Source organism: Vicinamibacterales bacterium (genome assembly GCA_036496585.1).
Taxonomy (GTDB): domain Bacteria; phylum Acidobacteriota; class Vicinamibacteria; order Vicinamibacterales; family 2-12-FULL-66-21; genus JAICSD01.
In genome coordinates, this window is record DASXLB010000040.1 from 1 (window position 1) to 12,809 (window position 12,809).

The 12,809-nt window shown below is 65.7% G+C and carries 10 protein-coding genes; 7 read left to right on the plus strand and 3 right to left on the minus strand.

The window, feature by feature from the left end; all coding sequences use genetic code 11:
* The first annotated feature begins 249 nt into the window (after nt 1-249).
* Both VGI12_13030 and VGI12_13035 read left to right on the plus strand, forming a co-directional pair.
* Nucleotides 250-849 carry a hypothetical protein gene (locus tag VGI12_13030; GenBank protein ID HEY2433592.1) on the plus strand — a complete coding sequence of 200 codons (600 nt, stop codon included), beginning with the start codon at nt 250-252 and terminating at the stop codon, nt 847-849.
* 756 nt (nt 850-1,605) lie between these two features.
* A complete protein-coding gene (locus VGI12_13035; protein ID HEY2433593.1) occupies nt 1,606-4,044 on the plus strand; it encodes an ABC transporter permease in 2,439 nt (812 codons plus the stop codon).
* Between the two features lie 88 nt (nt 4,045-4,132).
* Here VGI12_13035 and VGI12_13040 read toward each other — a convergent pair whose 3' ends face one another.
* On the minus strand, nt 4,133-4,636 hold the full coding sequence (locus VGI12_13040) for a DinB family protein (GenBank protein ID HEY2433594.1): 504 nt from the start codon (nt 4,634-4,636) through the stop codon (nt 4,133-4,135).
* A 185-nt stretch (nt 4,637-4,821) separates the two neighbouring features.
* Entirely contained in the window at nt 4,822-5,694 is an 873-nt protein-coding gene (locus VGI12_13045; protein HEY2433595.1) for a sigma-70 family RNA polymerase sigma factor, read from the minus strand.
* Nucleotides 5,695-5,801: 107 nt separating this feature from the next.
* On the opposite strand from VGI12_13045, the gene VGI12_13050 reads away from it, so the two are divergent.
* On the plus strand, nt 5,802-6,296 hold the full coding sequence (locus tag VGI12_13050) for a DinB family protein (GenBank protein HEY2433596.1): 495 nt from the start codon (nt 5,802-5,804) through the stop codon (nt 6,294-6,296).
* The gene (locus VGI12_13055) at nt 6,296-6,703 is read left to right on the plus strand and encodes a hypothetical protein (protein HEY2433597.1); all 408 of its coding nucleotides are present in this window, start codon (nt 6,296-6,298) and stop codon (nt 6,701-6,703) included. The genes VGI12_13050 and VGI12_13055 overlap by 1 nt, the downstream gene beginning before the upstream one ends.
* 65 nt (nt 6,704-6,768) lie before the next feature.
* Here the strand turns inward: VGI12_13055 and VGI12_13060 are convergent, their stop codons facing one another.
* Entirely contained in the window at nt 6,769-8,508 is a 1,740-nt protein-coding gene (locus tag VGI12_13060) for a hypothetical protein (GenBank protein ID HEY2433598.1), read from the minus strand.
* Nucleotides 8,509-8,913: 405 nt separating this feature from the next.
* Here VGI12_13060 and VGI12_13065 point away from each other — a divergent pair, with 405 nt between their 5' ends.
* From VGI12_13065 to VGI12_13075, 3 genes are read left to right on the plus strand one after another with little or no spacing between them, the layout of a single operon-like run.
* Nucleotides 8,914-10,314 (plus strand): FAD-binding oxidoreductase, encoded by a 1,401-nt coding sequence (locus VGI12_13065; GenBank protein HEY2433599.1) that lies wholly within the window; start codon nt 8,914-8,916, stop codon nt 10,312-10,314.
* Between the two features lie 42 nt (nt 10,315-10,356).
* The gene (locus VGI12_13070) at nt 10,357-11,208 is read left to right on the plus strand and encodes a hypothetical protein (protein HEY2433600.1); all 852 of its coding nucleotides are present in this window, start codon (nt 10,357-10,359) and stop codon (nt 11,206-11,208) included.
* A 55-nt stretch (nt 11,209-11,263) separates the two neighbouring features.
* A complete protein-coding gene (locus VGI12_13075; protein HEY2433601.1) occupies nt 11,264-12,802 on the plus strand; it encodes a hypothetical protein in 1,539 nt (512 codons plus the stop codon).
* Nucleotides 12,803-12,809 lie beyond the last annotated feature (7 nt).

Genomic DNA, 12,809 nt, shown 5'->3' on the forward strand with positions numbered 1-12,809 from the left:
AAGTCTTTCGACGTCGGCAACACGACGTTTCAATTTGGTGATCGTCGTTTCGATCTCTGCGACCGTTCTAAACTGCCGAATCTCCGGTGGCTGCGGCGGTTGTGCCGAGCGGCGTGGCGCCATTAGACTGCTCCCATACAATGAGTGCTCGGTTTCTTCAACAGTACATCAGACCCGGGGGCGCTTGTCGGGATGCAGTGTGACTCGCAAGTACGCGGGACGTCAGCACGAAGAACCCAGTCGAACTCAATGAGAACACATCCGGAAGATGAATTTATCGCGTGGGCCGAGCGTTCTGGGTTCCAGATCGACGCTCGTTATCCGCGGTCGGCCGTGCTGACGTTTCGTCCTGACTCCGAGCACGATCGGTTTTGGGAAGTGCCGATCCGCCCTGAACGGCGGCCGTACTTCATCGCCTCGTTGCTTGAATGCATGGGCGACTGGCAGGCTTGCTACGCGTGGAGACACCTCGGAAGCTGGCCGCAGTCTGCCGTCCCCGAACGAATCAACGACGTCGTCGAACTTCGAATCCTACATGGACTCGGATTGCCGCTAGGCACAAATGCGGTTGTTGAGTATCCGCGAGACGAATACAACAGCCTCCTGACGTTGCTGTTTAGCACGACGATCTTCGGTTGGTCTGTCGGCGAAGACCTGTACGTTGTGCCGGATCACGGCAAACATCTACTGCAGATGGATCACCACGGCGTAATTCACGTCAGCTTCAGAACCGAGGACAGCCTCAACGTCTGCGTCGAGGAGATGGAGCGACGAGGGTTCCCGCTCCCTGATGAAGTCCCGGACGCGACGTTCAAGCAACCAGAGTGGATGAAGAGGGGCGGCGAGTAGCGTTACGAAGAGGCTCGGCGCTACGAGGCTGCCCGAAGGCCCGCGATCAGCCGCAACCAGCCGACGAGCTGGTTCCAACTGGCACCCGTTTGGTCCACCAATCTTTTTTCAGCATCCGAAATCGGATTCAAGTAGTTCAAGATCGGCAGGGTTGTGCCGGTTCCACGGAGCGTTGTTCCGTCGAAGCGAATCCCGTCCGGAAAGAACGGCTGTTGCAACCGCTGCTTTTGATCCCCAATGTTGGAACGAAGCGAACAAAACGCATGGAGTGCGAGTCTAGGCACTCTTTAGCGGTCGTCGACCCCGTCGCCGGCGATCATTTGCCGAGAATATTTGATCATGGTCAACCGGACAAGATGACAGGCAGCCACCGCGACCCTCCTGGCTTGCCCGAAGCCGATTGCCATTTGTCGCGATCCGTCACGCAGTTCGCATCGTCGCGGACCGTACGGAGCGGGACCCGGGCGCATCGATTGAAGGCCTCGACGTTTCTTGGCAGCGCTCAGCCGATGGGTGGCAGGAGATAGCGGAGAGGCTAGACGTTCTCGCAAGGCGACAGCCGGACATCAATACCTAGACGCGGCCGACGACGAGGTGACTGTAGAGGCATCCCTCGGCGAGTACGGCGACGCCTGGTAGGCAGAGAACGGGTCATCAGCGCAACGCGCAAGGTCAAGGATTGTGAACAGGCCGGGCGCTACCGCACCGGTGAACCAAACCCGCGCGAGCGCGTAGAGATCCAGCTAAGGGAAACCGATGTTCGATCTGATGCGCGATCTGCGCTACGCTGCCCGCCGCCTGACCCGCACCCCGGTCTTCACACTGGTCACCCTGCTCATGCTGGCACTGGGGATCGGGGCCAACACCGCCATCTTCAGCGTCGTCAACACCGTTCTCCTCGAGCCGCTGCCCTACCCCGAGCCCGACCGCCTGGTCGGCCTCTGGCAGACCGCACCCGGGGTCAATATCGACAGCCTGAACGCGTCGATCGCCGACTACCTCACCTACCGGGAAGAATCAAAGACGCTGGCCGACGTCGCCATCTGGAACCGCAACGCCTACACGGTGACCGGCGTCGCCGAACCGGAGCGGGTGGACGCGATCATGGCCACCCATCAGCTCCTCCCCATGCTGGGGGTCCAACCGATCCTCGGCCGCGCGTTCACCGAGCGCGACGACCAGGAGGGCAGTCCCCCGGTGGTCATGCTCGGCTACGGCTACTGGCAGCGGCGGTTCGGCGGCGATCCGGGCGCCGTCGGGCGTCGGCTCACGCTCGATGGCACGCCGCTCGAGATCATCGGCGTCCTGCCGCAGCACTTCTGGCTCATGGATGCGCGCCACGATCTCGTGGTGCCGGTGCGCATCGACCGCGCCAAGGTCCACCTCGCGGGCTACAACTTCCAGGGCATCGGCCGGCTGCGTCCCGGCGTCACCCTTGACGCCTTGAACGCCGACATCGCCAGGATGATCCGCGTCGCGTTCGCCAAGTTCCCGCCGCCGCCGGGCATGAGTCTGAAGATGCTGGAAGACGCGCGGCTCGGCCCTAACGCCCGCCCGCTGATCGACGATCTGGTCGGCGACCTCGGGAAGACCCTCTGGGTGCTCATGGCGACGATCGGGATCGTCCTGCTGATCGCCTGCGCCAACGTCGCCAATCTGATGCTCGTCCGGACGGAGGGGCGGGCTCAGGAGCTTGCCGTCCGCGCCGCCATCGGCGCCGGGCGCGGCCGCCTGGCCCGGGAAATGCTGGTCGAGAGCCTGCTCCTCGCCGTCCTCGGCGGCGCCGCCGGCCTGGCATTGGCCGCCGGCGCGATCAAGCTGGTGCTGAGCCTCTCGCCGGCCCGGATGCCGCGCTTCGATCTGATCGCGATCGGTGGCACCTCGGTGCTCTTCACGGTGGTCCTCTCCGTCATCGCCGGCCTCGCCTTCGGAGCGATTCCAGTGCTCAAGCGCGGTCGCATCGGTCTGGCCGAAGCGCTGCGCTCGGGCGGCCGCAACGCGAGCGCAGGCCGCGACCGCAACATCACCCGCAACACCCTCACCATCATCCAGGTGGCCCTGGCTCTCGTGCTCCTCATTGGCTCGGGCCTGATGATCCGCACCTTCCAGTCGATGCGCCGAGTTCAGCCGGGGTTCAGCAATTTCGGCACGCTGCAGACGCTGCGTATCACCATTCCCGACGCCGCCGCTCCGGGCGACGCCAAGCTGCTGATCCTGCAGCAGACCCTGATCGATCGTCTGGCCGCCCTCCCGGGCACATCCGGGGTGGGCATGATCAACGGGCTGCCGATGACCGGTTTCATGTCGCAGGACCCGATCTTCGCCAGCGACCACGCCTACACCGCCAGCGCCATCCCGCCGCTGCGCCGCTTCATCCGGACGGCCCCTGGCACGTTCCAAGTGATGGGCACACCGCTCGCCGCCGGGCGCGAATTCGACTGGACCGACCTTCACCAGGGCCGCCACGTGGTTTTGATCAGCGAGAACTTCGCGCGTGAGTACTGGGGGTCGGCGGCGGCGGCGATCGGCAAGCGCATCCGCGAGAACCCGGACCACGACTGGAGCGAGGTGATCGGCGTGGTCACGGATATTCGCCACGACGGCGCGGAGCGGCCGGCTCCCTCGACGGTCTACTGGCCGCAGCGGGGCAACCGATCGATGACCTTCATGCTCCGCGGGCCCCGCGCCGGCACCGACAGCTACGCGACGGAGATCCGCCGCGCCGTGGCCGCGGTGAGCGGCAGCCTGCCGGTCACCGGCACGCAGACCATGCAGGAGGTCTACGACAAGTCGATGGCGCGGACCGCTTTCACGTTGACGCTGCTCGCGCTGAGCGGCGGCATGGCGTTGCTGCTCGCCGCCGTTGGCATCTACGCGGTGATCGCCTACACCGTGTCGCAGCGAATGCGCGAGATCGGCATTCGTCTGGCGCTCGGCGCCCGGGAAGTGAGCCTCAAGCTGATGTTCGTCCGCAGCGGGCTGCTGTGGGGAGGCATCGGCGCCGCGGCCGGGCTGGCCGCCGCCGCTCCGCTGTCACAACTGATGTCGGCGCTGCTCTTCGAGGTCAAGCCGATCGATCCGCTGACCTATGCGGTCGTGGCGGCCGGCCTGCTTGCCGCCACCACGTTGGCCAGCTACCTCCCGGCCAGGCGGATTACGCGTATTCACCCGACCGAGGCGCTCCGTTCCGAGTAGACCCTCTATCATCAAGCGTGTTGATTCCACACGACTGGAATCGCCAACCAACGGAAGGCGTCTCGCGCCGTCGCGCTCCGCTAGGCGATCACGCCGACTTGGCGACGAGACGGATCTGACCCGTGTGGAACTGCACGTGCGCGCTGCGTGACAGCAGCACGGCGAGGCGATTGCGCAGCGGATCCTTGTCAAAGTCCTCGGGCGATACAGCGTCGTGTCTCTCGAGCCACCCTGCGCCAGGCAGCGCCTCCATCGCAGTGGTGAGTGCGGTGTTCACCTCGGTCCACGCGGCGCGCAACGACGCCGGTGTCACGGGGTCGGACACTGCCCGGTCCGCCTTGATCAAGAACGGCTCGTCGAGTTCGGGATGCAGGCGCGCGCCCAGCCGGAGCAGCGGCAGCATGCGGTCGTGCACGGCGACCAGATGTCCCAGCAGATAGAACAGGCGGTTCTTCCCTGGCGCCACTTCCTTCTGCAGCTCGTCGTCGCTCGCGGCCGCAAAGAGTCCGTCGAGGCGTTCGAGATTCTGTTTCCACGAGGCGACGGCGGTTCCCGCGAAGAGATCAGCGTTGCGAGTGTCTGGCTCGGTCATCTGCTGAGCCTACGCGGTTTTGCGCCGCGCTGCCAGCGGCTGACATCGCCGTTCGCGCGAGGTCGGCGGCCGCCGCGCTGGTTCCATCTGACGCCCGTCTGATCCGTCAACCTTCCGCAGTGGGCGTTCCTGTCGAGGCGCGAGACGCGTTCCGGATCACGAATCTACCGTGCCTGCGCTTCCGATCATCTCCACTGCGCCTCGTCGAAGACGTAGCGCGCATAGCGATAGTCTCGAATGAACTGAATCCGTTCGCCGCGGAAGCGGAGGAACAGACAATAGACGGGGCGCGCGTCTGGTTGTTCGCGCGCGAGGAGCGCCGGGCGACCGTCCACCACACCGGTGGCCAGCCGCATGCCGGCGGCCCGCTCGTAATTCGTGAAGTAGCCGCCGACGTCGGCGGCGCCGCTCTTCTCCGTCATCCCGACGAGCTCGAGACGGACGTCCTCTGCGAGCATCGCGCGCAGGGCGTCGAAGTCGCGTGCGTTGAAGAACGCGACGTAGCGCTCGAGAAGAGCGGCCTGCTCCTGCGGCAACGCCGGCGCTGGTGGCGAGTCCGCCGACGCCTGGCGGCGCAGGCTCGCACGGCCTCGATGCAGCGCGCCCTTGATCGAAGGGACGCTGGCATCGAGGATCTCCGAAATCTCCTCGAGGCGGTACGACAGCACGTCTTTCAGAATCACGCAGCTGCGCTGCAGCGCGGTCAGCCGAACGAAGTGAGACAGCCCCCACTCCGCCATCTCGGCGGCGGCGAGGGGCGAATCTTCCACCTGCGCCGGCAGTTCACCGTCCAGCGCTTCGGAGAAGCGGACGTCGTAGCGCCGCAAGTAATCGAGCGCCTTGTTGTGCGCCACCCGGAACAGCCAGGCGCGCAGGTTTTCCACGTGCCCGAGCTGCGGCAGACGGAAATAGACCTTGGCCAGCGCTTCCTGGACGATGTCCTCGCCGTCCACGGCCGACCCAGTCATGCGTGCGCAGTACCGCAGGAGCTGCGGCCGCACGTCAGCAACCAGTGCGTCGAATTCAGCTCGCGCCTTGGCCAGCGCTTCGAAATCCATGTCAGCTCCAGAGACGATTCACCGGCACGAAAGGATCCGGCGTGCCAGCCGCATCGTTTCGCCGCCGCCGATCGTCGTGCTGGTGACGCTCACCTATGGAGGAGTTCATGGAGCCACTCGCTCGCCCAATCATCTCTCTTTACGGACTCTCGAACGGCATCCTGGCGACCGGCATCGGCGATTTGTCGAACGAGGACGCCAGGCGCCGGTCGCGCGGCGGCGCCGGGCCATCGATTGCCTGGACCATCGGGCACCTGTGCCACTACAAGATCAAGGTGCTGCAGCTACTGGGCCAGTCGCGGGACAATGCCTTTGCCTCGACCTTCGAGCATGCCGCGGCAACCGACGGCGCGGGCTATCCGCCGCTGGCCGACCTGGCCGGGACGTTCGCGACGCTGAACGGCGAACTCTGCACCGCGCTCGCCTCGTCTGATCGTCTCGAGGCGCCGATGCCGGGAGCCGGATTGCACGATGAAAAACGGATCGTGGATACGGTCCTGTTTCTCGCCTGGCACGAGGCGTATCACATCGGCGGGATCGGCGCGATTCGGCGCGAGCAGGGTCGCAAGGCCATCGCCGAGCTGGTGCGGGGAGAGAAGTGATGGCCAAGGGCACGGGCTCTGTGACGGATCCATGGGTCCTGAAGACGCCGCCACTGACGTCCGAGTTCACCATGCATCGCGACACCATTGGCGGCTTCGACATGCTGGTCTGTACCGTGGGCAAGACGGTCCTGCACTACGAATACCGCTGCCTGAAGGACCTCCAGGCGATGCTCACGGCACACGGCGACTGGATGGAGCTTGGCTCCGCCGACGAACAGAAACCCGCCAAGCCCGGCAGCGTCGAGGCGTGGGGACGTTCACCGAAGAACCCGGTGCGCGGCTGGTACGGCAGGAAGAAGGGACTGCGCGGGCGTTTCGGTATGTATGTGCCGCCGCTGATGGAAGCGCTCGGCATGGCCGACGTCGAGCACAACCCGCGCAACAATCGCATGCGCGCGATCTAGCGGTTCGAGCTTCGACAGCAGCGCGCACGAGCGCTGTGTGTACCTCCCATGGGACGACCGCGGACTCAGCGCCCGGTCACGATGAACGTAAAGTCGGCGTCGGCGGCGGCAAACGTTCCGCTATTGATGAAGACGTTGAACGTGGTGTTGGACAAGAGCTGATTCGTCGAGGCGAAGCGCATCGTCGCAGCCGTCGTGGGCTGCCCGCCGACATACGAAACGGAGACCACGGGAACCAGCGCCGTACCGCTGAACGACGTGTTCATGACGATGGTGTAGTTGCCGGCGCTGTTGCGCGTGAACGACGCGATATTGAAGGCGTCGGTCAGCGAGTTGCTCGACACGCGACCCCACGCGACGACGGTGTTGTCTTTGTAGATCGTGCCGACCGGCACCGACACCGCATTGGTGGCATTGACGCTCAGGGTCACGCCGGTGCTGGCGTTCAGCGCCACATTGCTGGCGGTGTTCACGACGACGCCGCCGTTTGCACGAATCGTCATCTGGTCGTTGGCGGTCGAGCTGACGTCGGCGTTGGTGGAATCGCCCCAGACGAACGAACCGTTGTTCAGGGCTTTGGCGCGGTTGCCCGCGGCGAAGGAGGTCGAGCCCGCCGCCGTATTCGTGTTTCCACCCGGGACAGTCGCAAAGATTCCTGAAGCCGTGTTCCCAATCCCGCCGCCGACCGTGGCATTGCTGCTGCTTGCGGTGTTCGATTGTCCGCCGCCGATCGTGACACTGGAAGCACTCGCCATATTGGCGACGCCGCCGCCAATCGTTGATTGCGAACCGTTGACGGTGACCGTATTGCTGTAACCGCCGAGAATGGACGAATACGAGGCGTTGATCGTTTGGGGGAACCCGTTGGTCGCGCCGCCGCCGGCGATGACGATGCCCGTGATGCCTGCCGCAATGGCATTGGCCGTGGAGCCACCGATCACGTTCGCGCTGAGGAACGAAGGACCGTTCTGGGAGGCTTGCGTGCGCAGGCCCGTGAACGTCACGCTACCGTTGTTGGCCACCTGCAACTTCGAGCTGCTGCCGATCATGAAGTTGATCGTGCCGCCGGAGGCGATGTTGTTGATGCGATATTCATGCGTCGCATTGTTGAAGCCCTGGAACTGGCCCAGCGCGCCGTTCTGGTCGTAAAACAGCATGCCGGCATAGGCGTTCGCTCCGGCGTTGGTGTTTTGCACCGCGTAGCCCGTGATTCCCCCCGACCCGTCGTTGAACGCCACGTGCAGCACGTCCTGGGGCGCCAGCGTCCCCAAGCCGATCGAGCTGCCGCTCTGGAACAACGCGGAGTTGTTCAGCTCCGTGGTATCGGCGAACTTGCCGATCCAGCCGGCCGTGCCGCTGTTGAATGCCGTCACGCCGCTGAACGCGGTCGTCGCTTGAGAACCCTTGCCGGCGGCCGCCGACGCTGAGGAGGCGACGTCCGCGAGCAGGTACGCAGACGCCGGTTTGCCGCCCAGGGTGTCGGCATCTGCCGCTTTGAGCGCATACGGGACGCTCGCCAGGGCGATCCTCGGCAACTCGCTTTCTCCAGCGCGCGTGAATCGAACGCCGAGCCACCGCGGTTCCCCAGCCGTGAACAGACTCGGCGGCAAGCCGTCCGCCGAGGCCGAGCCCATGAGGACGCTGTAGTGTCCCTCGGCATCCACGCTGACGGTGTGGATCTCCTGCCACAGCGGGTCTCCGTTCTGTTCCTCGCGATAGACGGCCAGGGTCACCGTTTCGACCGATGCCGCGGGCAGCCCATCGGCGGGGTGGAAGGCGCCGCTGAACCACATGACTCGAGGCACCGGAGTCGCGACGCCTCCCGAGCTCTGTTGAGCCTGCAGTGTCGGGAAGCACGTGAGGCACAAGAGAACGACCCAAGAGATGCGTCGCCTACCGCTCGACTCTACGTGCATCGTTCCCTCCGGAAAGACAGATCGGTTTGGCGAAGTGCGGACCTGACGGCCACTCAGGCGCATGCGGTTCAGTTCGCAAGCGAGCTGGAGCATATAGCCAAACGACTCGGACGTTCAGAAACAAGGCGCCGACGCTCGCCACTCGACCTGCGGGCGCGACAGTCGAGGAAAATCAGCCGCTTCGCCGCCGGTTCGAGGACCAGTCCGGCCTCGGGCGGCGCATGCCGGGACCGCGCGGCGCCGGTTCTGGTCCAGTAGTATGCTCGGGTCTCACCGGTCAGCGATGGAGGGCGAATGGCTGCGCAAGGACTCGTCGACGCGTCTGGAACGGCGATTGAGGCCAAACGGCTGGAGCCGTTTCTCGCGGCGTTCCGCGGCACGGTGATCCGTCCAGGCGACAGCGACTACGACGCCGCGCGGCGCATCTGGAACGCCAGGATCGACAAGTACCCGGGCTTGATCGCGCGCTGCTCCGGGCTGGCGGACGTCATCGAGGCCGTTCGCTTGGCCCGTGAGCACGGTCTGCTGGTGGCGATCCGAGGCGGCGGCCACAATGTGGGGGGACGCGCACTCTGCGACGGCGGTCTCGTCATCGATCTGTCGCGCATGAAGGGCATCCACGTCGATCCGAAGGCACGACGGGCCCGAGTGCAGCCCGGGGTGCTGCTCGGCGAGCTCGATCGCGAGACGCACGTCTTCGGCCTGACGGTGCCGATGGGCGTCGTCTCGAAGACCGGCGTGGCGGGCCTGACGCTGGGCGGCGGCGTCGGGTGGCTCGCCAGAAAATACGGGCTCGCCTGCGACCAGGTGATCTCGTTCGAAATGGTCACCGCCGATGGCGAGGTGCTGCAGGTCAGCGCCGACGAGCATCCGGATCTCTTCTGGGCGCTGCGCGGCGGCGGCGGCAACTTCGGCGTCGTGACCTCGTTCGAGTACCGTCTCCATCCCGTCAAGATGATCCTGGGCGGAATCGTCGTCCATTCGCGGGACAGCGCCAGGGATCTGTTGCGCTTCTATCGAACGTTCACGCAATCGGCGCCCGACGAACTGGCCGCCTACGCGGCGCTGCTGCACACGCCGGACGGCATGCCGGTGGCCGCGATCGCGGCCTGTTACTGCGGCGACCTGGCTGAAGGCGAGCGCCTGATAGCGCCGCTGCGATCGTTCGGCACGCCGATGGTGGACGCGATTCAGCCGATGCCGTTTCCAGCGATGCAGACGGTGTTCGACGCGGCGGTCCCCGACGGCCATCAGAACTACTGGAAGTCGGCGTTTCTCCGCGAGCTGAGCGACGAGGCGATCGACGTGGTCGTCCGCCACGCCAACGAGGCCTCGTCGCCGCTGACGGGAATCCTGATCGAGCAGTACGGCGGAGCGGCCAGTCGCGTCGGCATGCACGAAACCGCGTTCGCGCAGCGGCAGGCACAGTACGATCTGGGCATCCTCACCCAGTGGACCGATGTCGCCGACTCGGAGCGCCACGTGAAGTGGACCCGCGATTTCTGGGACGCGATGAGCGTGTACGGCAGCGGCAGGTATCTGCTCAATTTCCTCGGCGAGGAAAGCGACGCGACGATCAGGGCCGCGTTCGGTGACAACTACGACCGCCTGGTCGAGGTGAAGACCAGGTACGATCCGGCCAACTTCTTCCGGGTCAATCAGAACGTGCAGCCCGGACCGGTGGCGACGGCCTGATCGGAGCATCCCGCCGTCCGATTTGAAAAAAGGAGCGACCGGATGGGCTATCTCGACACGCAGGGCGCATTCGATGCCAGCATCAATCGTGGCGTCCTGAGACACCGCTCGGCGCGACTCGACGCCCTCGTCGCCGCCATTGCGGCTTACATCAAAGCGCCGTCCCCGCGAGGGCTCGCCGACGTCGACTCGAAACTCAACGACTGGAAGCGCCAGGACCCGAAGGAATTCGCCGATCGCGGCGTGACGGTCGAATCGCAGCTGCGCTACGAGATCGGCGTGAAGGGCGTCGCTTTCTGGGGTACCGGCGTCCCCCGACTCGTCGATCCCACCTCGAATCCGAGTTACGAGCCGCAGCGTTGGAACGACAACTCGGTCGTGCAGTTTTCCACCAACTGCTACGCCTATGCGTGCAACGATCCGATGAACCACCCGGCGTTCGGGAAGCCGCAGCCCGGCCAGCTCGCCAACGCGCAGGCCACGCAGATGGAAGACTGGGCGGTTCGCTACGCGGTCATGCAGGACGACCGGACGCGCAACGCGCAGCAGCTGCAGCGGCTGGTCCCGCTGGTCCGGCTGGTGGGGGAGGCCGTCCCGGACGCGGCGAACCTGCCCGGCTACTATCTCATCGCGCTGGTGACGGCGCCCAACACCGACTATCACTGGCTTCGCCAGGACCGCACGGGCATGTGGAGCCACAAACCGGGCTGGAGTCTGGCGACCGATCGCGACAGCGTCGGCAAGCTGATCTTCGACCCGCGAGAGGCAATCTTGCGCATCGACACCGGCGTGGCGGTCGTGCCGTACCACTTCACGACGTTCTATTTCGCGCCGAAGGGGGGCGTCCGCACCGGCGCTCTCGGCACGCTGCGGGCCCGGCGCGCCACCCTCTGACCGGGGCCTGAAACAGGCTCGACGAATCGTGTAGGCTGTCGCCGAGGAGATACCCATGTCCGTCAGACCGCGCGCCATCGTGCCAGGGACCGTGATACTGGCCGTGCTCGCCATCGGCGCCGCCCCGTCGTCGTCCATCGTGATGCTGACCAGCCAGCAGGACCACGACCGCCAGATGCGCGAGCTGAGGATCTCTGGATTCCCGGCAGGCCCCGACGCCTACCAGGCCGCGACCTACGACGAAGCGACGGCCAATCCGTATCCAACCCTGCCGGATCCGCTGGTGATGAACGACGGCGCCAAGGTCACCACGGCCGCGCAGTGGACGAAACGGCGCGCAGAGATCAAGGAGCTCTTCGATCGAGAGCTGTACGGCCGCGTGCCGAAGAACATGCCGGCGGTGAAGTGGGAAGTTGTCAGCAGCGAGAAAGGCGTGCCGATGACCGCCGGTTTCGTTGGCGTCGCGCCGCAGCCGGTGAGCGAGATCCCGGTGGTCACCAAGCTGCTCGTCGGCCATGTCGACAACGCGTCGTATCCGTCGATCGCCGTCAACATCGGGATGACACTGGTGACGCCGGCGAATGCAACGGGGCCGGTGCCGATCGTCATGCAGTTCGGCGGCGGCGGTCCGAACCCGATGCCGCCCAACGACACGCCGAACCCGTGCGCACCGCCGCCCGGAACACCGGCGCGCGGTGCGGGCGCCGGGCGCGCGGGAGCGCCGCCCGCCGGCGCGCGCGGACCGGCCGGGCCGAACTGGCAGGCGCAGCTGCTGCAGAAGGGCTGGGGGTACGCGATGCTCAACACCGCGAGCATTCAAGCCGACGCCGGCTGCGGGTTGACCGTCGGCATCATCGGCTTGATGAACAAGGGACAGCCGCGCAAGATGGACGACTGGGGCTCGCTGCGCGCGCTGGCCTGGGGCGCCGATCGAGCGATGGACTATTTCGAAACCGACAAGGCCGTCGATGCCGGGCACGTCGGCGTCGAAGGGCATTCGCGCTGGGGCAAGGCCACGCTCGTCACGATGGCGTACGACAGCCGCTTCGCGATCGGCTATGTCAGCTCGTCGGGAGAAGGCGGAGCCAAGCTGCACCGCCGCAAGTACGGCGAGGTGATCGAGAATCTCAACGCCACCAACGAGTACCACTGGATGGCCGGCAACTTCATGAACTACGGCGGCCGCTGGGATCAGCTGCCCGTCGATGCGCACGAGCTCATCGCGATGGTGGCGCCGCGTCCGCTGTTCCTGAGCGCCGGCAGCGGTCCGCTCACCGGCCCCGACGGCAGCTATCAGCTGATGGCCGCCGATGATTCGCACTGTCAGCCGAATCGCGGCCCCTGCGCGACCCAGCCGGTCAACATTATGGACGCGTGGGTCGACGCGAGGGGCACGTTCCTGGCCGGCGTCGGCGCGGACCCTGTCTACCGGCTGCTCGGCAGGAAGGGGCTCGGCACGACGGAGTTTCCGAAGATGGAGACCGGGCTGATGGACGGCGACTTGTCGTTCCGCCAGCACGCCGGTCCGCACACCGACGCACCGAACTGGCCGGTGTTCCTCGAGTTCGCCGAGCGCGAGTTCAAGACGAAGTAAGGCCGCG